At 61.4% G+C, this 25,409-nt stretch carries 26 protein-coding genes; 17 read left to right on the forward strand and 9 right to left on the reverse strand.

All coding sequences use genetic code 11. The annotated features are described in order from the left end of the window. The first annotated feature begins 218 nt into the window (after positions 1–218). The 3 genes from BFP89_RS08265 (at position 219) to BFP89_RS08275 (ending at position 3,632) form a co-directional block, all read left to right on the forward strand. Positions 219–959, forward strand: a complete 741-nt coding sequence (locus BFP89_RS08265) for a hypothetical protein (protein ID WP_065885005.1) — start codon at positions 219–221, stop codon at positions 957–959. A gap of 140 nt (positions 960–1,099) precedes the next feature. Then, positions 1,100–1,381: a hypothetical protein gene (locus tag BFP89_RS08270; protein ID WP_065885006.1), complete on the forward strand. Its 282-nt coding sequence runs from the start codon at positions 1,100–1,102 to the stop codon at positions 1,379–1,381. A 139-nt stretch (positions 1,382–1,520) separates the two neighbouring features. After that, entirely contained in the window at positions 1,521–3,632 is a 2,112-nt protein-coding gene (locus BFP89_RS08275) for a TonB-dependent receptor family protein (RefSeq protein WP_065885007.1), read from the forward strand. Between the two features lies 1 nt (position 3,633). Here BFP89_RS08275 and BFP89_RS08280 read toward each other — a convergent pair whose 3' ends face one another. Further along, a complete protein-coding gene (locus BFP89_RS08280) occupies positions 3,634–5,451 on the reverse strand; it encodes a sigma-54-dependent Fis family transcriptional regulator (protein WP_065885008.1) in 1,818 nt (605 codons plus the stop codon). A gap of 359 nt (positions 5,452–5,810) precedes the next feature. On the opposite strand from BFP89_RS08280, the gene BFP89_RS08285 reads away from it, so the two are divergent. The 11 genes from BFP89_RS08285 to BFP89_RS08335 all read left to right on the forward strand — a co-directional run bounded on the left by BFP89_RS08285 (position 5,811) and on the right by BFP89_RS08335 (position 16,365). Beyond that, positions 5,811–6,905, forward strand: a complete 1,095-nt coding sequence (locus tag BFP89_RS08285) for an ABC transporter ATP-binding protein (protein ID WP_065885009.1) — start codon at positions 5,811–5,813, stop codon at positions 6,903–6,905. Then, positions 6,905–8,002, forward strand: a complete 1,098-nt coding sequence (locus BFP89_RS08290; RefSeq protein ID WP_065885010.1) for an ABC transporter ATP-binding protein — start codon at positions 6,905–6,907, stop codon at positions 8,000–8,002. Before BFP89_RS08285 ends, BFP89_RS08290 begins: the two co-directional genes overlap by 1 nt. Next, the gene (locus tag BFP89_RS08295; protein ID WP_003174635.1) at positions 7,999–8,865 is read left to right on the forward strand and encodes a carbohydrate ABC transporter permease; all 867 of its coding nucleotides are present in this window, start codon (positions 7,999–8,001) and stop codon (positions 8,863–8,865) included. The genes BFP89_RS08290 and BFP89_RS08295 overlap by 4 nt, the downstream gene beginning before the upstream one ends. A 10-nt stretch (positions 8,866–8,875) precedes the next feature. Then, positions 8,876–9,676, forward strand: coding sequence for a carbohydrate ABC transporter permease (locus tag BFP89_RS08300; RefSeq protein ID WP_065885011.1), 801 nt, complete (start codon positions 8,876–8,878; stop codon positions 9,674–9,676). 11 nt (positions 9,677–9,687) lie between these two features. Next, entirely contained in the window at positions 9,688–9,960 is a 273-nt protein-coding gene (locus tag BFP89_RS08305) for a DUF2160 domain-containing protein (protein WP_065885012.1), read from the forward strand. Between the two features lie 162 nt (positions 9,961–10,122). Then, positions 10,123–11,865: an ABC transporter substrate-binding protein gene (locus tag BFP89_RS08310; RefSeq protein WP_065885013.1), complete on the forward strand. Its 1,743-nt coding sequence runs from the start codon at positions 10,123–10,125 to the stop codon at positions 11,863–11,865. A gap of 157 nt (positions 11,866–12,022) precedes the next feature. Then, positions 12,023–12,217, forward strand: a complete 195-nt coding sequence (locus BFP89_RS08315) for a type II toxin-antitoxin system RelB family antitoxin (RefSeq protein ID WP_065885014.1) — start codon at positions 12,023–12,025, stop codon at positions 12,215–12,217. Further along, positions 12,217–12,492, forward strand: a complete 276-nt coding sequence (locus BFP89_RS08320) for a type II toxin-antitoxin system RelE/ParE family toxin (RefSeq protein ID WP_065885015.1) — start codon at positions 12,217–12,219, stop codon at positions 12,490–12,492. The genes BFP89_RS08315 and BFP89_RS08320 overlap by 1 nt, the downstream gene beginning before the upstream one ends. A 198-nt stretch (positions 12,493–12,690) precedes the next feature. Continuing rightward, positions 12,691–14,070 (forward strand): iron-containing redox enzyme family protein, encoded by a 1,380-nt coding sequence (locus BFP89_RS08325; protein WP_065885016.1) that lies wholly within the window; start codon positions 12,691–12,693, stop codon positions 14,068–14,070. A 12-nt stretch (positions 14,071–14,082) separates the two neighbouring features. Next, positions 14,083–15,027, forward strand: coding sequence for a methyltransferase (locus BFP89_RS08330; protein WP_065885017.1), 945 nt, complete (start codon positions 14,083–14,085; stop codon positions 15,025–15,027). A 93-nt stretch (positions 15,028–15,120) separates the two neighbouring features. Further along, on the forward strand, positions 15,121–16,365 hold the full coding sequence (locus BFP89_RS08335) for a zinc-dependent alcohol dehydrogenase (protein WP_065885018.1): 1,245 nt from the start codon (positions 15,121–15,123) through the stop codon (positions 16,363–16,365). Positions 16,366–16,424: 59 nt separating this feature from the next. Here the strand turns inward: BFP89_RS08335 and BFP89_RS08340 are convergent, their stop codons facing one another. Both BFP89_RS08340 and BFP89_RS08345 read right to left on the reverse strand, forming a co-directional pair. Continuing rightward, entirely contained in the window at positions 16,425–16,856 is a 432-nt protein-coding gene (locus BFP89_RS08340; RefSeq protein ID WP_065885019.1) for a hypothetical protein, read from the reverse strand. A 97-nt stretch (positions 16,857–16,953) separates the two neighbouring features. Beyond that, positions 16,954–17,742 (reverse strand): AraC family transcriptional regulator, encoded by a 789-nt coding sequence (locus BFP89_RS08345; protein ID WP_065885020.1) that lies wholly within the window; start codon positions 17,740–17,742, stop codon positions 16,954–16,956. A gap of 84 nt (positions 17,743–17,826) precedes the next feature. On the opposite strand from BFP89_RS08345, the gene BFP89_RS08350 reads away from it, so the two are divergent. Beyond that, a complete protein-coding gene (locus tag BFP89_RS08350) occupies positions 17,827–18,825 on the forward strand; it encodes a bile acid:sodium symporter family protein (RefSeq protein ID WP_065885021.1) in 999 nt (332 codons plus the stop codon). 172 nt (positions 18,826–18,997) lie between these two features. Beyond that, positions 18,998–20,182, forward strand: a complete 1,185-nt coding sequence (locus BFP89_RS08355) for a sugar transporter (RefSeq protein ID WP_065885022.1) — start codon at positions 18,998–19,000, stop codon at positions 20,180–20,182. Between the two features lie 29 nt (positions 20,183–20,211). On the opposite strand, the gene nadS is transcribed toward BFP89_RS08355, so the two are convergent. After that, positions 20,212–20,499 carry a NadS family protein gene (gene nadS / locus BFP89_RS08360; protein ID WP_065885023.1) on the reverse strand — a complete coding sequence of 96 codons (288 nt, stop codon included), beginning with the start codon at positions 20,497–20,499 and terminating at the stop codon, positions 20,212–20,214. A gap of 2 nt (positions 20,500–20,501) precedes the next feature. Further along, a complete protein-coding gene (locus BFP89_RS08365; protein ID WP_065885024.1) occupies positions 20,502–20,816 on the reverse strand; it encodes a type II toxin-antitoxin system RelE/ParE family toxin in 315 nt (104 codons plus the stop codon). Positions 20,817–21,040: 224 nt separating this feature from the next. On the opposite strand from BFP89_RS08365, the gene aqpZ reads away from it, so the two are divergent. Continuing rightward, positions 21,041–21,745, forward strand: a complete 705-nt coding sequence (gene aqpZ / locus BFP89_RS08370) for an aquaporin Z (protein WP_065885025.1) — start codon at positions 21,041–21,043, stop codon at positions 21,743–21,745. A gap of 208 nt (positions 21,746–21,953) precedes the next feature. Here aqpZ and tal read toward each other — a convergent pair whose 3' ends face one another. The 4 genes from tal to BFP89_RS08385 all read right to left on the reverse strand — a co-directional run bounded on the left by tal (position 21,954) and on the right by BFP89_RS08385 (position 25,110). Then, positions 21,954–22,877, reverse strand: coding sequence for a transaldolase (gene tal / locus BFP89_RS08375; protein WP_065885026.1), 924 nt, complete (start codon positions 22,875–22,877; stop codon positions 21,954–21,956). Between the two features lie 937 nt (positions 22,878–23,814). Then, a complete protein-coding gene (locus BFP89_RS29305) occupies positions 23,815–23,982 on the reverse strand; it encodes a hypothetical protein (RefSeq protein WP_256097331.1) in 168 nt (55 codons plus the stop codon). Positions 23,983–24,041: 59 nt separating this feature from the next. Next, positions 24,042–24,293: a DUF6124 family protein gene (locus BFP89_RS08380; RefSeq protein WP_065885027.1), complete on the reverse strand. Its 252-nt coding sequence runs from the start codon at positions 24,291–24,293 to the stop codon at positions 24,042–24,044. A gap of 565 nt (positions 24,294–24,858) precedes the next feature. Next, the gene (locus BFP89_RS08385; RefSeq protein ID WP_065885028.1) at positions 24,859–25,110 is read right to left on the reverse strand and encodes a DUF6124 family protein; all 252 of its coding nucleotides are present in this window, start codon (positions 25,108–25,110) and stop codon (positions 24,859–24,861) included. Between the last annotated feature and the right edge of the window lie 299 nt (positions 25,111–25,409).

Raw genomic sequence — 25,409 nt, forward strand, 5'->3', positions numbered from 1 at the left:
AGATTGACTGCGTTCATAATTCTTGACCGAGAGGGCAACTCGCTAATTCAAATTTTCTACAGCGGCGATTGATGCGTTCTGAAAGCCATCGTCGCAACGCCCTGTAGTCCATTGCTTATCTGAACCCGTGGGGCTGCACTTTTTTCCATTCTCCTGATCTACCTCTGTCCCAGCCACCCGATTCCTGCGGGTGGCCAACAGCCATAGACCCGGTGCCGATGGATCGAACGTCAATTGCTTTTATCACCCGCTGGCCGCTGTTGCTGGCTGCACTGTTAGCGTTGTGTACCACTGGCTGCAGCCAGCAGCAGGGGCGTGACATCGCCAGGCAGTTCAGCGACGGCAAGCCTGATGAGTTTTTTCAAACCAGCGTGGATCGCATGGCCACCCTGGGCATGCGCGACAACCTTCAAAGTCTCTATCTGCTGATGAGCAAGCTGTACCTGCGCAACCCCAGCCAGTGGCGCCGGTCCGGTTACCCGGATGCGGTGACCGCTGCGCGGACTATTCGTCAGGCGATCGAAAACCGTCAGCCGTTGCCAGCGCTGGGGGAGCGTCGTGACCTGGCGGCCCTGAGTTATTCCTTGAGCCCGGAGTTTCGCGGGGATCGGGTGGGGGCGTTTATCTACGCGATCGGCAGCATGCTCGTGACCGCCCACGGTGGGCGCACGCAGTTTTACGTGACCGACTCCATCAACCCGCAGTTCGTCAGCAATGCCGCACGTAATATCGAGAAAGCCACCTGGCTGCTCGGCCAGCGCCAGGACGCCAATGGCGTGTTGCTGCTGTTTTCCAATGAGATATCAGAGGAGGGCAGCAACCTCAGTTTCGCCGTCGAGTTCGGCAAGATTGTCGCGCGCCTCGACCTGCTGACCCAGATACTCGATGAGCGCTACCGACGCATTGGCCTCAACTACGCGCAAAGTCTGCTGCTGATGAATTTCTTGCCTGTGCAGTGACACGCCGGTTCCAACGAACGATTAATCGGTACGGTGCGTCCCTTTCCTCTGTAGGAAGTTGCCTATCATGCCCTCGACCGCTTGAAACCTGCCCCCGGTCGGCCCTAGCCTCGGACTTTTCTTAAACATGAGGGCCTACCTTGGGTAAGCGAAAAACGGTTTGGCCTACTGATCGCGAAATCCGCCTGCGATTTATCCTGTTTGCCGTCATCGACGCCGCGAGTGTCCAAGGGGTCGCTTCGGAGGTGCTGATACCCGCGCACAAACTGCTGCGCGACGCGCCGACGGAGGCGCAGCTATGCGACACGCTGGCCGACATATTGGCCACCGATCAGATGTACGGTTTCAGGTTTCCCGTCGGCTCCGACGCTGACGATCTGATGCAGACGCTGGAATGGTCGGGCAAGCGGGGCAGCGATTGATCACTGGTTTTTCATTTAAATAATCCTGGTCCTATACGGTTGTGGGAAACGTCCGTGACTTGGCGGGTGTGGGAGCCTTCCCATGACTGCTCGCGTGCCGGCATTGCCATGCACGCTCCCGTATTTCAAGGACCTGCCCATGCTGTTGCGCCAACCCCCGCTGCTGTTCGCCGCCCTGACCCTCAGTTCACTGGTACAGGCCGAAGACCTGCAGTTGGCGCCGGTCGAAGTCACCGCGTCCGAAGCCAGCGCCGGCGAGATCGCCCAGGCACAGCTCAACAGCGTGCCCGGCGGTACCAACTTCATCGACATGGACAGCGTGCAGCAGGGGCGGGTGAGCACCAACGAGGATGTCTTCAAGTATCAGGCCGGGGTGTACGCCAAGGCGGCGAATAACGAAGGGGTCAAGTTGTCCATTCGCGGTTCGGGCTTGAACCGCAGCCCGGGTTCCCATGCCTCCGGGCTGTATGAAATGTTCGACGGCCTGCCGCTGACCGGCCCCGGCGGCACGCCCTATGAACTCAAGGACCCGTTATGGCAGAGCCGGGTGCAAGTGCTGCGCGGCGCCAACGGTTTCGATCAGGGCGCGTTGGCCCTGGGCGGCGCCGTCAACTATGTGACCCGCACCGGTTATGACGCGCCCAAACTGCAAGTGCGCTATGAGGCGGGCAGCCGGGGTTACGTCCAGCGTGAAATCAGTTCCGGCCAGGTGCTCGGTGATGCCGATTACTACATCAGCCTCACCGATTCGCAGTCCGACGGTTACCAGCGGCAAAGTGCCGGGACGGGCAAGGGCATCGCGGCCAACTTCGGCTATCGCTTCAACCCCAACCTGGAAACGCGCTTCTATCTGCGCTACCGCGAAACCACCAATGACACGCCGGGCAAGCTCACCCGCGGGCAGATCAGCCATGACCCGCGCGCCGCCAACAGCCTCAACGCCGCCCGTGATTCCAAACGCTTGCAACCGGGTTCCACCTGGCTTGCCAACAAGACCACCCTGCAGTTGGATGACGCCTCCCGCGTCGAGGTCGGGCTGGCCTATCACGACTACCCGATGGACCTGCGTGAAGGCACCAATCGCCTGAAAGTCGCCTACACCGACATCAGTGGCACGCTCAATTACATTCGCCAGGACAGCCTGTTCGGCCACGCCAGCACCACCACCCTCGGTCTGCGCACCACCCAGGCGATGCCCAACAATGGCGCCTCCGAGTATGTGCGCGTCCCGGCCGGCAACACGGCGGGCTATGCGCCCGGCACCAAGACCCGTGACTACACCTACCTGGGCTCCGACACGGTGCTGCATATCGGCAACGAGCTGGAGCTGGTCCCCGACCTGTGGCTGAGCACTGGCGTGGCCGCGATTTATACCCGCCGCGAAACCCAGGTCACCTATCCGGACGGCCAGGCACCGACGCGTCAGCACGATTGGGACTACGCGCCACGCATCGGCCTGCGCTATGACTTCACCCCGCAATTGCAGGTGTATGCCAACCTGAGCCGTTCGGTCGAGCCGCCGCACGCCTGGTCGATGATCTGGGGTTCCAATAAATACTTCAACGCTGGCCCTGCGAATGGGCTGGCACGCGAAGGCGTCAGCCTGAAGAACCAGACCGCCACCACCCTGGAGATCGGCGGGCGCGGCGAGGCCTGGCTTGGCCAATGGGACCTGGCGCTCTACCGCTCCGAAGTGCGCCACGAACTGTTGACCGTGGAAACCCAGGCCCAGACCGCGACCGCCAGTGCCATCGTCGCCGAAGCCAATGCCAGCCCCACCGTGCACCAAGGCGTGGAACTGAGCCTGCTCAGCCCGTTGTGGGACGGCGGCCGCCATGGCCGGCTTGCGCTGCGTCAGGCCTATACCTTCAATGACTTCCACTACCGCGACGATGATCGTTTCGGCGACAACACCTTGCCCGGCATCCCCAGGCACTATTACCAGGCGCAACTGCGCTACAGCCACCCGAGCGGTTTCTACACCAGCCTCAACACCGAGCATGCCTCGCGGGTGGCGGTGGACTACGCCAACTCCTATTACGCCGCGGCCTACACCACCCTTGGCGCCACGTTCGGCTACGACGCGCCCCGGCAGGACTGGCAAGCCTGGGTCGATCTGCGCAACCTGACCAATCGGCGTTATGCCAACACCGTGACGCCGGGTTACGACGACAAAGGCATGGACGCAGCCCGTTCCACACCCGCTGACGGGCGTGGTGTTTACACCGGCGTGTCGTGGCGTTGGCGCTGAATCAACCTTCGTGCTGGCGCAGGCGCTTATAGAGGGTATTTCGGCTCACCCCCAGCTCCCGCGCCAGGTGGGAAATGTTGCCGCCCGCGGCGGCCAGGCGTTGGTTGAGGTCAAGGTTGTCATCCAGGCGTTCGCGGCGCGGCAGCGGCGCCGCCTGTTTCAAGTCGGTAAAAAAGTCATCGGGCAGGTGCTCCGGGCGAATCGGCTGTTCTTCGGCCATCGCCAACGCCACTTGCAACACACTGCTCACCTGCCGCAAATTGCCCGGCCACGGGTGATGGTCGAACAGCTTGAGCACCTCGCCACTCAGCCCGGCCCACTGGGTGGGCTCGCGGTGTTGCTGCCACAGTTGCTGGAACAGCGCCTGCTTGTCGCTGCGCTCGCGCAATGGCGGCAGTTCCAGGGTCAGGCCGCCGATGCGGTAATACAAATCCTCACGAAAGCGCCCGGCCTGCACCAACTCCCGTAGCGCGCGGTTGGTCGCCGAGATGATGCGCAAGTCCACCGCGAACACCTCGCCGCTGCCCACCGGTTGCACGCACCGCTCCTGCAGCACCCGCAGCAGGCGCGCCTGGGTGGGTAACGGCATATCGCCGATTTCATCGAGAAACAGGGTGCCCTTGTCGGCCTTGCGGATCAGGCCGATGCTGCCTTTTTGATTGGCGCCGGTAAACGCGCCTTTTTCATAGCCAAACAGTTCCGATTCCACCAGCTCGGCCGGAATCGCCGCACAATTCACCGCGATCAATGCCTGTCGGCTGCGGGAGCTGGCCTGGTGCAGGGCTTTGACGAACACCTCTTTGCCCACGCCGGTTTCGCCGTGGATCAACAACGGAATATCCTTTTCCAGCAGGCGCTCGGCCTGGCGCACGGCTTTCTCCACGCGCGCATCGCCAAAATGCAGGGTGTTGAGGCTGACGGCGGTCGGCTTCGACGGCGCAGGCTGATTGAACACCCGCGCCTGTACCGGCGTCTGCCTGGGCCGCTTGAGCAGGCACTGGAAACGATTGCGTCCCGGCGCCTGCAGGGAAAACGGCAGCCCCTGCGGCTGATTCAACAACTCCAGCAGCGACACCTTGAACAAGCTGTCGATCATCACCCGCGACAAACTGATGCCCAGCAGGTTGTCTGCGCGGCGGTTGGCCGACAGCACCTGGCCGCTTTCATCGAAGATCAGCAGGCCCGCCCACTGGCTGTCGAGGTTGCTCAGGCCGGTGTTGAACGTCAGCTGGAAATGCTCGCCGCGAAACAGGTTGAGGATCAGCCGGTTCTCCACGGTCTGGCTCATCATCTTGACCATGCCCAGGGTGTGGGAGGGCGGCAGGTAGCTGTCGCTGGACACATCCAGCACCGCAATGATCTCGCGTTGGGCGTCGAAAATCGGCGCCGCCGAACCGGTCATGAAGCGATTGGCCTTGAGGAAGTGTTCGTCGTGTTCGATATGCACCGCCTGGGCGCAGGCCAGGGCGGTGCCGATGGCATTGGTGCCGCTGGCGCGCTCCATCCAGCTGGCGCCTGCGCTGAAACCACGGGCCAGCCCGGGTTCGATAAACCGCTGGGTGCCCCACGACGTCAGGACCTGGCCCTGGTTGTCGGCGAGCATGATCAGGCAGTTGGAATTGCTCAGGATGTTTTCGTAGTAGGGCAGCACCTCCTGGTGGGTGGTCTGCACCAGTGAATGCTGGCTCTCCAGCAACTGCCGAATGCCCTCGGCGGGCAATTGATCGAAGCTGGGGACGCTTTGGTGATCCAGCCCGAACGCTCGGCAACGGCGCCAGGAGTCCTGGATGATGGTGTCGTGAGCCAGTGGTTCGGCCATGGTGCGACCTTCTTTTTATTGTTATTGGGCTTACACAATTCAACGGATGTAACCAGACCCATGTGGGAGGGGGCTTGCCCCCGATAGCGGTGTATCAGTCAGCACTTCCGTTACTGATGTACCGCCATCGGGGGCAAGCCCCCTCCCACATTTGATCTTCATCGCCCATAAAGTGTTGTTCACAACTGTTCATTGTCAACTGCAAATCTGTTCAATTGTTCAGCCTGAACTGTTCATTTTATTCACGCTTGAACATGCCTCTGAGCCCATTCCCTTGTGAATCAATCACCTGCCATCCTTGGCACGAAACTCGCTCTGACAACTGGCCAGATTCATTCCAATAATAAAAAGGTCGTGTCATGTCATTGACCCTGGAACATGTCTCCCGCGTCGTCGAAGGCCAAACCTGGATCGACGACGCCACCCTGCGTTTCGAGCCCGGTTCCTTCAACGTATTGCTCGGTCGCACCCTGTCCGGCAAGACCAGCCTGATGCGCCTGATGGCCGGGCTGGACAAGCCCGACAGCGGCCGCATCCTGATGAACGGTGTGGATGTCACGCAAAAGCCGGTACGCCTGCGCAACGTGTCGATGGTCTATCAGCAGTTCATCAACTACCCGACCATGACCGTGTTCGAGAACATCGCCTCGCCCTTGCGCCAGGCCGGTGTGTCCAATGAGCTGATCCAGAGCAAGGTGCTGGAAACGGCGCGGATGCTGCGTATCGAGAAATTCCTGCAACGCCACCCGCTGGAACTGTCCGGCGGCCAGCAGCAGCGTACGGCCATGGCCCGGGCCCTGGTCAAGGACGCCGAGTTGATCCTGTTCGATGAGCCGTTGGTCAACCTGGACTACAAGTTGCGCGAGGAACTGCGCCAGGAAATGCGCGAGCTGTTCAAGGCGCGCCACACCATCGCCATTTACGCCACCACCGAACCCAACGAAGCCCTGGCGCTGGGCGGTACCACCACCATTCTTCACGAGGGCCGGGTGATCCAGAGCGGCAAGGCCGCCGAGGTCTATCACCAGCCGCAGACGGTGCTGGCGGCCGAGCTGTTTTCCGAGCCGCCGATCAACCTGATGCCGGGGCGCATCAGTGGCAATGAAGTGAGCTTCGCCAACTTCGTGCACTTTCCGCTGAATGTCGACCTGCGTCCCATCGGCGAAGGCGAATTCCGTTTCGGCGTGCGCCCCAGCCATATCAGCCTGGTACCCAGCAACGACGATGACCTGGAACTGGCGGTGACCGTGGAAGTCGCCGAAATCAGCGGTTCGGAAACCTTCCTGCACGTGCGCAGCGAACATTTCCTGCTGGTGCTGCACTTGCCGGGGGTGCATGAGTACGACGTCGACGCGCCGATCCGCGTGTATATCCCCACCCATAAACTGTTTGTGTTCGATGGCCAGGGCCGTTTGGTCCAGGCCCCCGGGCGCCGTATTGCGAGGGTTGCCTGATGGCCGAGATCCATTTGCGCAACCTGGCGCACAGCTACAGTCCGACGCCGAATGGGCCGGAAGACTACGCCATTCGGGAAATGAATCACGTGTGGGAGCAGGGCGGTGCCTACGCCTTGCTCGGGCCGTCGGGCTGCGGCAAGTCGACCCTGCTCAATATCATCTCCGGCCTGCTCAGCCCGTCCGAGGGCCAGGTGTTGTTCGACACCCAGGTGGTCAACGACCTCACCCCGGAGAAGCGCAACATCGCCCAGGTGTTCCAGTTCCCGGTGGTGTACGACACCATGACGGTGTTCGACAACCTGGCGTTTCCGCTGCGCAACCAGGGCATGGCCGAGGCGAAAATTCACAGCAAGGTGCAGGAAATCGCCGAAGTCCTTGACCTGCAGAACCTGCTGAGCAAAAAGGCCCGCAACCTGACCGCTGACGAAAAACAGAAAGTCTCCATGGGCCGTGGCCTGGTGCGCGACGACGTCTCGGCGATCCTGTTCGATGAGCCGCTGACGGTGATCGACCCGCACCTGAAGTGGAAACTGCGGCGCAAGCTCAAGCAGATCCACGAGCAGTTCAACATCACCATGGTCTACGTCACCCACGACCAGTTGGAAGCCTCCACCTTCGCCGACAAGATCGCGGTGATGTACGGCGGGCAGATCGTGCAGTTCGGCACGCCGCGTGAATTGTTCGAGCGCCCCAGCCACACCTTTGTCGGCTATTTCATCGGCAGCCCCGGGATGAATCTGATTGAGGTGCAGGCCGAGGCGGGCGGGGTGCGCTTTGCCGGCACCCACCTGCCGTTGTCCGAAGCCTTGCAGCGACGCCTCGAGGCCGCCGATTACAAAAAGCTGCAGGTGGGTATTCGTCCGGAGTTCATCCACGTGTGGGACGAGCCCAACCCTGACGCCCTGCAGGCCGACGTCACCCACGTGGAAGACCTGGGCACCTACAAGATCATGACCCTCAACCTCGACGGCGCCACGCTCAAAGTGCGCCTGGCCGAAGACAAACCAGTGCCCGAAGGCCGCGCCTGCATCAGCTTCCCCGCGCAATGGCTGATGCTCTACGCCGATGATTACCTGCTGGAGGTGCTGCCATGAACAAGGTGCAGAACAACAAGGCCTGGTGGCTGGTGCTGCCGGTGTTCCTGCTGGTGGCGTTCAGTGCCGTGATCCCGATGATGACTGTGGTCAACTACTCGGTGCAGGATATTTTTGACCAGTCCAGCCGCTACTTCGTCGGCGCCGACTGGTACAAACAGGTGCTGCTCGACCCACGCCTGCATGACTCGCTGCTGCGCCAGTTCATCTATTCGGCCTGTGTGCTGCTGATCGAAATCCCCCTGGGCATCGCCATCGCCCTGACCATGCCGACCAAGGGGCGCTGGTCGTCGCTGGTGCTGATCGTGCTGGCGATCCCCTTGCTGATCCCGTGGAACGTGGTCGGCACCATCTGGCAGATCTTCGGGCGCGCCGATATCGGCCTGCTCGGTTATAGCCTGAATGCCCTGGGCATCAGCTACAACTACGCGGCCAACACGGCGGACGCCTGGGTCACCGTGCTGGTGATGGATGTGTGGCACTGGACATCCCTGGTGGCGCTGCTGTGCTACTCGGGGCTGCGCGCGATTCCGGACGTGTACTACCAGGCGGCGCGCATCGATCGCGCATCGGCCTGGGCGGTGTTCCGACATATCCAGCTGCCGAAGATGAAAAGCGTGCTGTTGATTGCGGTGATGCTGCGCTTCATGGACAGCTTCATGATCTACACCGAGCCGTTCGTACTCACCGGCGGCGGGCCGGGTAATGCCACCACGTTCCTGAGTCAGACCTTGACCCAGATGGCCGTGGGCCAATTCGATCTCGGCCCGGCGGCGGCGTTTTCCCTGGTGTACTTCCTGATCATCCTGTTGGTGTCCTGGCTGTTCTACACCGCCATGACCCACTCCGACGCCAACCGCTGAGGCCGCCAACATGAGCAAACGCAAAGTTATTCCGCTACTGGTTTACATCCTGTTCCTGCTGGTGCCGATCTACTGGCTGCTGAACATGTCCTTCAAGAGCAACACCGAAATCCTCGGCGGGCTGACCCTGTTTCCGCAGGATTTCACCCTGGCCAACTACAAGGTGATCTTCACCGACCCGAGTTGGTACACCGGCTATCTCAACTCGCTTTACTACGTGAGCCTGAACACGGTGATCTCCCTGAGTGTGGCGTTGCCGGCAGCCTACGCGTTTTCGCGCTACCGTTTCCTCGGCGACAAGCACCTGTTCTTCTGGCTGCTGACCAACCGCATGGCGCCGCCGGCGGTATTTTTGCTGCCGTTTTTCCAGCTGTATTCGTCCATCGGCCTGTTCGATACCCATATCGCGGTGGCGCTGGCGCATTGTTTGTTCAACGTGCCGCTGGCGGTGTGGATTCTTGAGGGTTTCATGTCCGGCGTGCCCAAGGAAATCGACGAAACCGCCTACATCGACGGCTACTCGTTTCCCAAGTTCTTCGTGAAGATTTTCATCCCGCTGATCGGCTCCGGCATCGGGGTGACGGCGTTTTTCTGCTTCATGTTTTCCTGGGTCGAACTGTTGCTGGCGCGCACGCTGACCTCGGTCAATGCCAAGCCCATCGCGGCGGTGATGACCCGCACGGTGTCGGCCTCGGGTATCGATTGGGGCGTGCTGGCGGCGGCGGGGGTGTTGACTATCCTGCCGGGCATGCTGGTGATCTGGTTTGTTCGTAACCACGTGGCCAAGGGCTTTGCCCTGGGCCGGGTCTAGAGGAATCGATGATGGAATGGATGGCCTGGACCACCCCCACAGCCCTGTTCTTTGGCGGCATCGTGCTGATTCTGGCGGGCATGACCACCTGGGAGTTGCGCTCGCCGAGTATCCCTCGGCGCGGTTTTCTGCCGATCAGCACCACCCGTGGTGATCGCTTGTTTATCGGTCTTCTTGGCAGCGCCTACCTGCATTTGCTGGTCATCGGCGTTACCGACTGGAGCATCTGGGTGGCGTCCGCGCTCTCCCTGGTATGGCTGTTGAGTGTGATGCGTTGGGGCTAGGTAGGCACCACCCTGTAGGAGCGAGCGTGCTCGCGAAAATCGTCAACGATAACGCAGTGCTCCTGGTAGCCCGCGGTGTTTGTGAGTTTTTCGCGAGCAAGCTCAGCTCCTACAAGAGAGGGGTGTCTGCGAGTCCCGTGTGAAATTAACCTGGAGGTCTCTATGTTGAATAAAAACAATAAGCTGCGACATAGCATTTCATTGGCCGCCGTACTGGCCCTCAGTGGTTTGAGCGCTTCGGCCTGGGCGGATGCGTATGAAGATGCGGCGAAAAAATGGATTGGCAGCGAATTCAAACCGTCCACGCTCACCGAAGCCCAGCAGCTTGAGGAGTTGAAATGGTTTATCAAGGCCGCCGAACCCTTCCGTGGGATGAAGATCAACGTGGTGTCGGAAACCCTCACCACCCACGAATATGAATCCAAGGTGCTGGCCAAGGCCTTCAGCGAAATCACCGGGATCAAGCTGACCCACGACCTGCTGCAGGAAGGCGACGTGGTGGAGAAGCTGCAAACCCAGATGCAATCGGACAAGAATATCTATGACGGCTGGGTCAACGACTCGGACCTGATCGGCACGCACTTTCGCTACGGCAAGACCGAATCCATCACCGACCTGATGGCCAACGAAGGCAAGGACTTTACCTCGCCGACCCTGGACCTCAAGGACTTCATTGGCCTGTCCTTCACCACCGCGCCGGACGGCAAGATCTACCAGTTGCCCGACCAGCAGTTCGCCAACCTTTACTGGTTTCGCGCCGACTGGTTCGAGCGCCCGGAGCTGAAAGCCAAGTTCAAGGAAAAATACGGCTACGAGCTCGGCGTGCCGGTGAACTGGTCGGCCTATGAAGACATCGCCAAATTCTTCAGCGAAGACGTCAAGGAAATCGACGGCAAGCGCGTCTATGGGCACATGGACTACGGCAAGAAAGACCCGTCCCTGGGCTGGCGCTTCACCGATGCCTGGTTCTCCATGGCCGGCGGCGGCGACAAGGGCCTGCCCAACGGCTTGCCGGTGGACGAGTGGGGCATTCGCGTGGAGGACTGCCACCCGGTGGGCTCCAGCGTGACGCGCGGCGGCGACACCAACGGCCCGGCGGCGGTGTTCGCTACGCAAAAATACGTGGACTGGATGAAGGCCTATGCGCCACCGGAAGCGGCGGGCATGACCTTCTCCGAATCCGGTCCGGTGCCGTCCCAGGGCAACATTGCGCAGCAGATCTTCTGGTACACCGCGTTTACCGCCGACATGGTCAAGCCGGGCCTGCCGGTGGTGAACGCCGACGGCACGCCGAAATGGCGCATGGCGCCGTCGCCGGTCGGGCCGTACTGGGAGAAGGGCATGAAGAAGGGCTATCAGGACGTGGGCTCCTGGACCTTCCTCAAGTCCACGCCGGAGAAACAGAAACTCGCGGCCTGGCTCTACGCGCAGTTCGTCACCTCCAAAACCGTGTCCTTGAAGAAGACCATCGTCGGCCTCACGCCGATTCGTGAGTCCGATATCAACTCCCAGGCCATGACCGACATGGCCCCCAAACTCGGCGGCCTGGTGGAGTTCTACCGCAGCCCGGCGCGCACTGAGTGGTCGCCGACCGGCACTAACGTGCCGGACTATCCACGTCTGGCGCAACTGTGGTGGAGCAACATCGCCGCCGCCGCCAGCGGCGAGAAAACCCCGCAACAGGCGCTGGACAACCTGGCCAAGGAGCAGGACGCGATCATGACGCGCCTGGAACGCTCCAAGGTGCAACCGGTGTGCGGCCCGAAAATGAACCCCGAGCGCGACGCGCAATACTGGTTCGACCAGCCTGGCGCGCCGAAACCGAAACTGGCCAACGAGAAGCCCAAAGGCGAGACCGTGAACTACAACGACCTGCTCAAACAGTGGGAGGCGGCGCGTAAATAACAACGCAGCAACCCAGGATGTAAAAAATGTGGGAGGGGGCTTGCCCCCTCCCACATTTTCACCGCTCGGATAAGCTGGCCTGCATTTCATCTGGTGGTCCGAGACAGCTTGCCGGGTTGCGACTAGACTGCTGAACATTCATACAGGAGGTCATCTGATGGGTGTTCCACTTTCCCCAATTGTTTCGGAGTTTGAAACCGAAGAGCAGGCGAGTAGCCATGATCGCTGGTTTCGTAAAAAGGTCGAAAAAAGCCTGAGCAATCCCGGCCCTGGTGTACCGCATGATGAGGTCATGGCGAGGGTTGAGGCGATCATTCAGGAAGCGGAGCGTAAACAGAGGGCGAATGCCTGATGCTGTCCGTTGTTTGGCTTGATGAAGCTATCAGCGACCTGATTGATATCGTGACCTTTATCGCAGCACACAACCCTGGCGCCGCCCGACGCCTCAAAACCCGCCTTGAAGGTGCGCCGTTACCGCTGACGGAACATCCGTACTTGTATCCGAACGGTCGAGTTCCAGGGACTCGCGAGATCGTCGCTCACCCTAATTACGTGCTGGTTTACCGAGTCACCGCAGAGCGCATTGAGATCGTCAGCGTATTGCACGCCCGGCAAGAATATCCCTGACTTTCTGCGCCTCAAATCTCATCGGTAGGAAAAACCATTAACCCAGGCATCACGACCGCTTATCCCCCCTTCAACAACCTCATTTGAATTTTCCGCACCTCCCAAGGCTCTGCATTTTATAGGCGCGTGGTTCAAGCGCTTTTGCGGGGCCGCCTTGCAGGCTGGCCCGTTGTAACGGACTTTGCGGAAACTGCCACCATGACACTCCTCACAGCGCTGTCGGGCCAACCGGCCTCTGTCACAGACTCGGCCCAGGGCCGCCATCAACGGGTCTACCAACAGCTGTATGGTGAATCTGCGGATGCCACGCAAGTGGCGCGTGACTACCTGCAGGACCAATTGGCGCAGGTGGAAGCGACCGTCAGCGACCTGCCGGAGGTGCCCGAGCAGTTGCCGGCCTGGGTGGAACAGCGCTGCGCCGCCGTGGCCCAGGCCTACGCCGAGTACCTGGAGCAACGCCAGCAAGGCCGGCCGCGCCGCTACTTCCACAACAAGGCGCACGCGCTGTATGTGCTGCAACGCGTGGCCCCGACCAAACAGGTCGACGGCGCGTGGCTCTACGGCCTGCTGCGCTATTGGCAGGATCAGCGCTTCGACGGCCTGCTGACCACTTACCTTGAAGAGTTGGGCGACGGCGAAGCCGCACAGAACCATGTAGTGATCTATCGCAAGTTGCTCAGCGAGCATGATGCCGACAGCGAGGCGGGGCTCGAGGACGGCCACTATCTGCAAGGCGCGTTGCAACTGGCCCTCGGCCTGTGCGCCGAAGAGTTCCTGCCGGAAATCATCGGCTACAACCTGGGTTATGAGCAGTTGCCGCTGCACCTGCTGATCACTGCCTACGAACTGAGCGAGCTGGGCATCGATCCCTATTACTTCACCCTTCACGTGACCATCGACAACGCCAGCAGCGGCCACGCCAGCAAAGCGGCGCAGTCGGTACTCAATCTGCTGCCGCTGGGGGAGGGCAGGGAAGACTTCTACCGTCGCGTCGTCGCCGGCTATCGCCTCAGTGACCTTGGCCCAGGCACCACTGCGGTCATCGAGGGTTTTGATCTGCAGGATGAAGTGATGGCCATGCTCGAACGCAAGCGCAGCTTTGGCCAGCATATGCATTCGGACTACTGCCGCTTCGAAGGCAAGACCGTCAATCAGTGGCTGGCCAAGCCCGGGCAGATGGGGGAATTCCTCAGGGCGATGGAGGAAAAGGGTTGGATCAAACGCAACCAGGACCCCGCCGAAAGCCGTTTCTGGCAGTTGATCGAAGGCGCGGGCGCGGCGATGTTCGGGGTGTTCAGCGGCTATGAAAAACAGGTGCTGCATGACTGGATCGCCGGTGACTGGATCGGCACCCAGCGTGTGGCCCCGGTACGACCGGGGCGCGGCAGCCGTTTCAGCCGCGAACAGCACCGCCCGGCTGACCCGGATACCCAGGCCCTCGTCGAATCACTCTGGAGCCTGCCCGATGAGCAGCAACTGGGCGCGCTGATCCCGTGGATGTCGGCGCGGCGCCACTGCAGCCCTGCCGGGTTGTATGCCACCCGCCGTTTTATCCAACTGCGCGCGCGTCTGCGCTAAGGAAATCTGTCCATGTCTGCACAACAACTGGCCGATCGTGCCCTGCTCAACCTTGGCCGAGGCTTGAAGGAGAGCGGTTATCGTTTTATCACCCCGACACCGCTGACCCACGAGCGCGTGTTCCGGCGCTTGTCGACCCCGCTGGCGATGAACCTGCGCGATGTGTTCGGCTGGTCCATGCCGTTCGACAACGACCTGCTGCCCGAGGCCTTTCGTGAAGAGCTGCAGCAGGCCGGAGTGATTGAAAAACACGACGCGCTGTGGCGCAGCAGCGTGCGCTGGTCGAGCCTGGGTGACCTGTTGTTTGCCCATTCGCCTTATCCCACGGTCGCGGCGGACGCAGTGTTTTTCGGCCCTGACAGCTATCGATTCGCCCAGGTAATCGAAGCCCATTTGCAGCAGCGCTTCGAGCCGCTCAAGCGCGCGGTGGACATTGGCTGCGGGGCGGGGGTCGGTGCGCTGGTCGTCGCCCATGCGCGGCACGACGCCGAGGTGCTCGCGGTGGACATCAACCCGCGCGCCCTGCGCCTGACTGCGGTGAATGCCGAGCTGGCCGGCCTCGCGAATGTAAGTGTCTACCAGAGTGACGTGCTGACCAGCGTCGAAGGCGAATTCGACCTGATCGTCGCCAACCCGCCGTACATGAATGACGACCGCCAGCGCGCCTATCGCCATGGCGGTGGTGCATTGGGCGAGCAGTTGTCGGTGCGCATCGCCGGCGAATCCCTCGGGCGCCTGGCCGTTGGCGGTAGCCTGCTGCTGTATACCGGCGTGGCGATGGTGGCCGGCGGCGACCCGTTCCTGGACGCGGTCAAGCCGTTGCTGGCCAGCGATGCCTATGGCTGGACCTACCGTGAGCTGGACCCGGACGTCTTCGGCGAAGAACTCGAAAAGCCCGGGTATGAGCGCGTCGAGCGGATCGCCGTGGTGGCGCTCACGGTCACGCGCCTGCGCTGAACGACCATTTATCGCTTACCGCCGCACGGTGATGGAACACCCGGCGCGGGGCGTGCCCTTAACTAGTAAGTCCCCATCACAGGAGTGCAGCCCATGCGCGCGATGACCTACCAAGGCGCCCATAAAGTCCAGGTCGATACCGTCCCTGACCCGATCATTGAGCAACCCGACGACATCATCTTGCGCGTCACCGCCACCGCGATCTGTGGCTCGGACCTGCACCTGTACCGGGGCAAGATCCCCACGGTGGAGCACGGCGATATCTTCGGGCATGAGTTCATGGGCATCGTCGAGGAAACCGGCCCGGCAGTTACGGCGGTGCAGCGCGGTGACCGCGTGGTGATCCCCTTCGTGATCGCCTGTGGCGACTGTTTTTTCTGTCAGTTGCAGCAGTACGCCGCCTGCGAAACCACCAACGACGGGCGCGGCGCAATCCTGAATAAAAAGGCGATTCCCCCGGGTGCCGCGTTGTTCGGCTACAGCCGCCTGTACGGCGGCATCCCCGGTGGCCAGGCCGAGCTGGTGCGGGTGCCCAAGGCCAATGCCGGGCCGTTCAAGGTGCCAGGGTTGCTGGCGGATGAAAAGGTGTTGTTCCTCTCCGACATTCTGCCCACGGCCTGGCAGGCGGTGACCAATGCCGGTATCGGCAAAGGCTCCAGCGTGGCGATCTATGGCGCCGGCCCGGTGGGTTTACTTAGCGCGGCGTGTGCGCAGATGCTCGGTGCCGAGCAGATTTTCATGGTCGATGATCATCCCTATCGGCTGGCCTACGCGCAAAAGATGTATGGCGTGATCCCGATCAACTTTGAAGAGGACGACGACCCGGCCGACACCATCATCCGCCAGACCGCCGGTATGCGAGGCGTCGACGGCGTGGTGGATGCAGTGGGTTTTGAAGCCAAGGGCAGCACCACGGAAACCATTCTCACCACCCTGAAGATCGAAGGCAGCAGCGGCAAGGCCCTGCGCCAGTGCATCGCGGCCGTGCGCCGTGGCGGGGTGGTCAGTGTGGCCGGGGTGTATGCCGGCTTTATCCATGGCTTCATGTTTGGCGACGCGTTCGACAAGGGCCTGACTTTCAAGATGGGCCAGACCCACGTGCAGCGCTACTTGCCGGAATTACTTGAGCACATTGAACTCGGGCATTTGAATCCCGAGGCAATCGTTACCCATCGACTGTCTCTGGAACAGGCCGCGCGAGGCTATGAACTGTTTGATAAAGCCGAGGAGGAATGCCGCAAGGTGATTCTGCTGCCGGGGATGAGCGAACGGCCGCTGACCGAGCCGCTGGAAGAACTGTCTCCCGAGCTCCGCATGCAAGGCGTTCCCGGTTTTTAATCGGCAAATACAAAACCAATGTGGGAGGGGGCTTGCCCCCTCCCACATTTGAAGTGTGTTCAAGCCAATGCTTGTGGCTGAATGTGCAACTGGCTATCGACATCCTTGACCAACCCACTGGCCAACAGCAGTGGCGCCACGCGCTTGTGCAACTGCGGCTCGACAAATTCCTTCACCGTCTCCAGCGCCAACACACCGCTGAGCGGCAGCTCGGCCTTGGTGTATGACAACCAGGCCTTCTTCAATACCATCAACACATCACTGCCCGCTGTCGAAGCAAAGCGACGGTGCATCGGTTTGCCGTCGAAATTGAACGTGTGCTGGAAGCCGTAGCCGGTTTCATCGCCACCGCTGGCGGTGCAGCGTATGCAGGTGCATGGGCCGTCGCCAAACGCGTCGCGCAGGTAGGCGTTGAAGTCCACCACGGGTTTGAGTGACAGGCGCTTATCGACCTCGAACAGGTCCCCGGTCATTTTTTCGTCAGTGTTCAACGTCCATTCCTCGCAAGTCGGTAGCGGTGTTCCAAAGCGCGGCACAATACCAGCCGAGCGCGCGTTTGGGGATTTTTTGCACTGAGCGGGCCAATCCTCAACGGAAAAATTCCCCCGGCGTGGCGTTGAATTGCTGGCGAAACGCGTTGATGAACGCCGACGTCGATTCATAACCACAGCCCAGCGCCACGTCCGTCACCCGCTCGCCTTGCTCCAGGGCGGGCAGGGCGCTCAGCAGGCGCAGGCGCTGGCGCCACGCGCGGAAGGTCAGCCCGGTGTCACTCAGAAACAAGCGGCTGAGGGTTTTTTCGCTGATCCCCAGCTTGCGGCTCCAATCCCCCAGGGTGGTCTGCTGCTCCGGATGCAGGTGCAGGCTGCGGTAGATCTGCCGCAAGCGGGCGTCATGGGGCAGGGGCAGCATCAAGTCCACCTGGGGCGCGGCGGCGAGTTGGTCGAGTATCACCTGGGCCAGGCGGCCATCGGGGCCATCTTCGGCATAGTCCGCCGGCCGTTCGCTGAAGCTGCGGATCAGCTCGCGCAACAGGCTGCTCACCTCCAGCACGTGACAGTGCCCGGCCGCCCACGCCGTGACGCTGCAATCCAGGTACAGGCTGCGCATCTCGGTGTGGGGCGCGCTGTAGACGCGGTGCGGCATGCCCGCCGGAATCCACACCGCGCGCTGGGGCGGTGCGACGAAGCGGCCGGCACTGGTCTGGATCTCCAGCACCCCGGAAATGGCGTAGGACAACTGCACCCACGGGTGGCTGTGCCGCCGCGTCAGCGCACGATCAGGCAACGATTCGGTGCGCCCATACACCGCTCGCGGCAGGCTGGACAGCCCGGGAATCGTGCGTCGGACGGTTTTGTTCTGTCCTTTAGGCGGCATTTACTGGCTCATTGGCGTTAGTCGGTAATAGATCGTTACGTTAGAGTCGCCCCATGCGCTTGGCAACCCCTGGAAGATTTGCTTATGACCCGTCCGCGTTTCCTGCCCGATAACTTCACCCTGGCCCTGATCGCCACGGTGATCCTCGCCTCCCTGCTGCCGGCCAGCGGCCAGACCGCCGTGGCGTTCGGCTGGGTCACCAACCTTGCCATCGCGCTGCTGTTTTTCCTGCACGGCGCCAAGCTGTCGCGCCAGGCCATCGTCGCCGGGGCGGGGCACTGGCGTTTGCATCTGTTGGTGTTCAGCCTGACCTTCGTGCTGTTCCCGCTGCTGGGACTGGCGCTCAAGCCGCTGCTGTCGCCGCTGATCGGCAACGACCTGTACATGGGCATGCTCTACCTCTGCGCGCTGCCGGCCACCGTGCAATCGGCGATTGCCTTCACCTCACTGGCGCGTGGCAATATCCCGGCGGCTATCTGCAGCGCAGCGGCCTCGAGCCTGTTCGGCATCTTCCTCACGCCGTTGCTGGTGACCTTGCTTCTCAATGTGCACGGCGATGGCGGCTCCACCGTCGACGCGATCCTGAAAATCAGCGTGCAGTTGCTGCTGCCGTTCGTCGCCGGCCAGATCGCCCGACGCTGGATCGGTGACTGGGTTGGCCGCAACAAGTCCTGGCTCAAGTTCGTCGACCAGGGCTCGATCCTGCTGGTGGTCTACGGCGCGTTCAGTGAGGCGGTCAACGAAGGCATCTGGCACCAGATTCCGTTGTGGGAACTGGGCGGCCTGGTGCTGGCGTGTTGCGTGTTGCTGGCGCTGGTGCTGGTGGCCTCCGCGCTGCTGGGCAAGGCGTTCGGCTTCAGCCAGGAAGACCGCATCACTATCCTGTTCTGCGGCTCGAAGAAAAGCCTGGCCACCGGTGTGCCAATGGCCCAGGTGTTGTTCGCCGGGGCGAGTATGGGTGTGCTGATCCTGCCGCTGATGCTGTTTCATCAGATCCAGTTGATGGTGTGTGCGGCCTTGGCCCAGCGCTATGCCAGGCGCCCGGAAAGCATTCCCGAGTTGATGACGCAGGTGGATCCGTGAGTCGGGGCTGATCAGACCGATTCAACCCGGCGTTCAGGCAGCCGCGCTGACACGTCATGCGATAACCGGGTAGGATCAGGGCCAACAGCGCCGCGAGAAACCTATAGAATGCTCAACGGCCCCGCGTGTCCTGCGCGGCCGTTTGATCACTGTCAGAGTACCTCGCCCCGCAATGAGCCTTTCAGCCGCAACCCCCCAAGCCAATTGGCAACCGGTCATCGCCCTGGCGTTGGCCGCCTTTGTATTCAATACCACCGAATTCGTGCCGGTCGGCCTGCTCAGTGCCATCGGCGCCAGCTTTGACATGCCCGTGGCCAGCGTCGGCCTGATGCTCACTATCTATGCGTGGATCGTGTCGCTGACGTCGCTGCCGGTGATGCTGCTCACGCGTAACGTCGAACGACGCAAATTGCTTATCGTGCTGTTCGGCCTGTTTATCGTCAGTCATATCCTGTCCAGCGTGGCCACCAGTTTCGGCCTGTTGATGGTCAGCCGGATCGGCATCGCCCTGGCCCATGCGTTGTTCTGGTCGATCACCGCCTCCCTGGCGGTGCGCCTGGCACCCCAGGGCAAGCAAGTGCAGGCCCTGGGCCTGCTCGCCACCGGTACGTCCCTGGCGATGGTGCTCGGTATTCCCCTGGGCCGCCTGCTGGGCGAGGCCATGGGCTGGCGCACCACCTTCCTGGTGATTGCCGCGTTCGCCGCCGCGCTGGTGTTCTGGCTGTGGCGCACCTTGCCGCCGTTGCCGAGCCAGAACTCCGGCTCCCTGCGCAGCCTGCCGCTGCTGTTCAAGCGCCCGGCACTGGTGGCGCTCTACGTGCTCACCGCGATGACCGTCACCGCCCAGTTCACCGCCTACAGCTACATCGAACCCTTCGTCGAAGGCGTTGCCGGTTTGGGCGGCAGTGCGGTCACCCTGATCCTGCTGGTGTTCGGCGGCGCCGGCATCATCGGCTCGCTGCTGTTCAGCCTGGTGCATCGTTTCAACCCGCACGTCTTCGTGGTCAGCAGCGTGTTCCTGCTTGCGGCCTGCCTGGCGCTGATGTTGCCGTTGAGCGGCGCCGAGTCTTACCTTGTGGGCCTGAGTGTGTTCTGGGGCATGGCGATCATGGGCTTCGGCCTGGCGATGCAGTCCAAAGTGCTGGTGCTGGCACCCGACGCCACCGACGTGGCCATGGCGATGTTCTCCGGCATCTACAACATCGGCATCGGCGGCGGTGCATTGATGGGCAGTTGGGTCGGCAGCCACTTCGGCTTCGCCTGGATCGGCGCGGCGGGCGGGTTGCTGGCGGGGCTGGCACTGGTGGGGTATTGCCTGGCGATTCGCAGGTTTGGGCAGGGTGTGGCGGGAACCTGATCCAAGCTCCCGCGCCCGCCAACGTCGGGTTAAGGCGCCAACGCATTCAACACATGTACAGGGTCGTTGTGAATGGCCCTCAACAGCGCCTTTGCTGGGCCCGTCGGTTCGCGTCGCCCCTGTTCCCAATTGCGCAGTGTGCCAATCTGAACGTCGATCATTGCGGCGAATTTGGCTTGAGTCAGGCCTGTTGTCTTACGAATTTTTTTGACTTGAAGCGCGTCAACAATAAATTGGCGAGAGGGCTGGCGCTCGCCTCGGACGATTTCGTCCATCTGTTGCACGCTTTCCATCAGCTCATCGAAGAATTTGCTCATGGTTATCTCCAGTGTTCGATGACGGCTTTCAGTGTTTTGCGTTCATCGTTTGTCAGGTCTTGCTGTTCGTTTTTTTGATAGATCATCAATAACGCGATTTTTGAAGCCGTTACAAAGTGATAGTAAATCACCCTGGCACCGCCTCGTTTGCCGTGACCTTTTGAGGCGATGCGCAGCTTTCGGATGCCGCCGGTTCCTTCGATCACATCTCCAGCGCGGGGATTCAACATCAACGCTACCTGCAAACCCAGATAGGCATCGTGATTCATCAACTCCGTTACGCGCCGGGTGAAAACTGCGGTTTCAATAAAAATCATAGCAAATGTACGCCATTGACTTAGTGGTCGGCAATGCTAATGCAGTCGCAGGCGCGTCTCATCTGATTAGTTGTAAGCGGATCTTGTGCAAATAAACCAGGCGCGCCTGAGGCGCAACGTGTCCAGCGGTGGAACTCCAGACAAGTCTTACACAGCATTTTGATACCTATTGCTACCGTCGCCGGCGACCGCCCACCTCCTGTGGTGACGGCACTTGAGCAGCAATGGAGTCGATTGTGCAAAAGCGTTTGATCGCCGAGTTTATCGGTACTTTCTGGCTGACGTTCGGCGGCTGTGGCAGCGCCATTCTGGCGGCGGCCTTTCCTGGTTTGGGCATTGGTTTCGTGGGTGTTGCGCTGGCGTTTGGTCTCACTGTACTGACCATGGCCTACGCGGTCGGGGGTATCTCCGGCGGGCACTTCAACCCGGCGGTGACCATTGGCCTATGGGCAGTGCGGCGGATCGCTGCCGGTGATCTGCTGCCGTACATCGCGGCGCAGGTTGCTGGGGCGATTGCTGCCGCGGCGGCGCTGTACCTGATTGCCAACGGGCAGCCTGGTTTCACTGTGGGTGGTTTTGCCGCCAACGGTTACGGCCCCCTGAGCCCAGGCCTCTTTGACCTGAAGGCCGCACTGTTGGCTGAACTGATCGCCACGTTCTTCTTCGTATTCATCATTATGCGTGTGACTGCACCGGGGGCTGCTCCGGGCTTTGCGCCAATTGCCGTTGGCCTGGCGCTGACCTTGATTCACTTGGTGCTGATCCCGGTGACCAATACGTCGGTCAACCCGGCACGCAGCACCGGGCCAGCATTATTTGCCGCAGGTGAGTACCTTTCGCAGCTCTGGGTGTTCTGGCTGGCGCCGATTGTTGGCGGGGTTTTGGGGGCGTTGGCAGCTCGCACATTTGGCGAGCAAAAGCCGGCTTGATGCCTTATACGGTGGCGAGTGGGTTGCTCTCCACTGTAGGAGCGAGCTTGCTCGCGAAGAACTCACAGACACCGCGTTCATCCAGGATGCACGTATTATCGTTGACGTTTTTCGCGAGCAAGCTCGCTCCTACAGTGCAAGGCAAGCTCCCTCGCCACAGGCCCGTGCAACGCCGAAGTTGTATCGGTAACGGTGGCGATAGGGGGCATCACAGCGCAGCCAGTACCTTTTCGAGTTTTTCCTGGTCACGCGCAAACTGGCGGATGCCTTCGGCGAGTTTTTCGGTGGCCATCGCATCTTCGTTGGAGGCCCAGCGAAACTGCGCCTCGTTGATGGACTGGCGCGCTTCGCCGGCGGCACCGGGCACCAGTTTACGATCGAGGGTGCCCTGGTCTTCATCGAGTTTTTGCAGCAACTCGGGGCTGATGGTCAAGCGATCACAGCCCGCCAGCTGTTCGATCTGGCTGAGGGTGCGGAAGCTGGCGCCCATGACCACCGTCTTAATGCCGTTGGCCTTGTAGTAGTTGTAGATCCGTGTCACCGACTGCACGCCCGGGTCGTCCGCGCTGGTGTAGTCCAGGCCGGTGTGCTTGCGATACCAGTCGTAGATGCGGCCCACGAACGGTGAAATCAGAAACACACCGGCATCGGCGCAGGCCTGGGCCTGGGCGAACGAGAACAGCAGGGTCAGGTTGGTCTGGATGCCGGCTTTTTCCAGGCGTTCGGCGGTGCGGATCCCTTCCCAGGTGGATGCCAGCTTGATCAGCACGCGGTCGCGACCGACGCCGGCCTGGTCATAGAGGGCGATCAGCTGATTGGCTTTGGCCCACAGCGCGTCTTCATCGAAGGACAGTCGTGCATCGACCTCAGTGGAGATGCGTCCCGGAATCACCTTGAGAATGCCGCAGCCCACCGCCACGGAAAACTGATCGCAGGCCAGGCCCAGGTCGCCTTTGGACAGGTCAAGGGCGTTGCGCAGGATGTCGCCGTAATGCTCGATGGCCGAGGCCTTGAGCAGCAGAGAAGGGTTGGTGGTGGCGTCCACCGGGCGCAGGCGGCTGATGGCTTCCAGGTCGCCGGTGTCGCAGACCACGGTGGTGAATTGCTTGAGTTGTTCGAGTTTGGACGTCATGCGTGAAGGCCTCCGATAAGGATTGGCGCAAACCCCTGTTGTACCACTTTCCGAGCAGTCATCGATGTATTCAGACAGGCGACACAGGCCAAATGTGGGAGGGGGCTTGCCCCCGATGACGATGGGTCAGATACGGATTGATTGGCTGACCCACCGCATCGGGGGCAAGCCCCCTCCCACATGGGTTGTGGGATGCTGGCAGTTCCGGGTTGCAGGCAATCCAGCGCGCGGTCGGCGAGGGTGCTGGCCATGTCGCTCAGGATCAGGCGACACAGGCCAAATGTGGGAGGGGGCTTGCTCCCGATGACGGTGAGTCAGATACGGATTAATCGACTGACCCACCGCATCGGGGGCAAGCCCCCTCCCACATGGGTTATGGGTTGCTGGCAGTTCCGGGTTGCAGGCAATCCAGCGCGCGGTCGGCGAGGATGCGGGCCATGTCGCTCAGGATCAGGCGACACAGGCCAAATGTGGGAGGGGGCTTGCCCCCGATGACGGTGGGTCAGATACGGATTGATTGGCTGACCCACCGTATCGGGGGCAAGCCCCCTCCCACATGGGTTGTGGGATGCTGGCAGTTCCGGGTTGCAGGCAATCCAGCGCGCGGTCGGCGAGGATGCGGGCCATGTCGCTCAGGATCAGGCGACACAGGCCAAATGTGGGAGGGGGCTTGCCCCCGATGACGGTGGGTCAGATACAGATTAATTGGCTGACCCACCGCATCGGGGGCAAGCCCCCTCCCACATGGGTTGTGGGGTGCTGGCGGGGCCGGGTTGCAGGCAATCCAGCGCGCGGTCGGCGAGGGTGCGGGCCATGTCGCTCAGGATCAGGCGACACAGGCCAAATGTGGGAGGGGGCTTGCTCCCGATGACGGTGGGTCAGATACAGATTAATTGGCTGACCCACCGCATCGGGGGCAAGCCCCCTCCCACATGGGTTATGGGGTGTTGGCGGGGCCGGGTTGCAGGCAATCCAGGGCGCGGTCGGCGAGGGTGCGGGCCATGTCGCTCAAGATCAGGCGACACAGGCCAAATGTGGGAGGGGGGGTGCTGGCGGGGCCGGGTTGCAGGCAATCCAGCGCGCGGTCGGCGAGGGTGCGGGCCATGTCGCTCAGGATCAGGCGGCACAGGCCAAATGTGGGAGGGGTGCCCCCTCCCACATGGGTTATGGGTTGCTGGCGGGTCCGGGTTGCAGGCAATCCAGTGCGCGGTCGGCGAGGGTGCGAGCCATGTCGATCAAGTGGGCAGTGGAACAGGCCATGTCGCGTCGGGTGCCTTTGAGGCCTTCGGCGGTTTCGGTGGCCGTGGTGGCGGCGCAGCGTAGCAGCGAGGAAATGTTGGCGATGGCGTCTTCGAAGCTCAGGTCTTCGTGGGCAACAAAAACAGGATAGGGTGGATCGGGGACGATTTTGCTCATGGATATAGCTCCTACTCGGTTGGGGCGCCATCCGGTGCCGTTTCCACACGGCAGATTGGGTGGCAGCCATACGCGGGGTGGAAACCGGGGAGTAGGACCCAGTCAGACCGAAGTCTGCCCGCGTACAGCCGCCATTGAGCGTTTGCATACGATCATGACGCCTACTCATTCCCGGGTTTCCACACCCGATCGCTGATATGCAGCGACGAAGCGAAGGCTAGCCAGTGGATTGAGCAGGCGCAAGGCCGAAGGATTGTCTAGGAAACGTCCTGCAAATTAAAGGGATATGGCTTGCTGGCCTTTAACAATGCATGTCGAGCAGGCGGTGCAGGTATGGGAAACGACTCTCAACATGACTATCACACCACGGGAGCAGTATTTGCCCTGAGCCAACCCCCCCGCCCCGCAAATCCCTTTTTGATCGTTCACTCCGCATGGGAACGATCAATCAAGATCAGGCGACACAGGCCAACTGTGGGAGGGGGCTTGCCCCCGATGACGGTGGGTCAGATACAGATTAATTGACTGACCCACCGCATCGGGAGCAAGCCCCCTCCCACCGGGGTTATGGGGTGCTGGCAGGTCCGGGTTGCAGGCAATCCAGTGCGCGGTCGGCGAGGGTGCGGGCCATGTCGATCAAGTGGGCGGTGGAACAGGCCATATCGCGTCGGGTGCCTTTGAGGCCTTCAGCGGTTTCGGTGGCCGTGGTGGCGGCGCAGCGTAGCAGCGAGGAAATGTTGGCGATGGCGTCTTCGAAGCTCAGGTCCTCGTGGGCAACGAACACCGGATAGGTTGGATCGGGAACAATTTTGCTCATGCGTGAAGCTCCTGCTTGGATTGGGAGCCATTCTTTTGCCGATCTCACACGTCAAAAGGTGGCAGCTACGTGCGGGGTGAGATACCGGAAAACAGGACCCGGCCAGACCGAAGTCTGCCCGCACATAGCCGCCATAGACGGTTGTAGCGCATGGCGCCTGCTCATACACGGGATCTCACACCCGATCGCTGATATGCAGCGACGAAGCGAAGGCTAGCCAGTGGATTGAGCAGGCGCAAGGCCGAAGGATTGTCTAGGAAACGTCCTGCAAATTAAAGGGATATGGCTTGCTGGCCTTT

This window comes from Pseudomonas sp. 31 R 17 (assembly GCF_900004915.1).
GTDB lineage: Bacteria > Pseudomonadota > Gammaproteobacteria > Pseudomonadales > Pseudomonadaceae > Aquipseudomonas > Aquipseudomonas orientalis_A.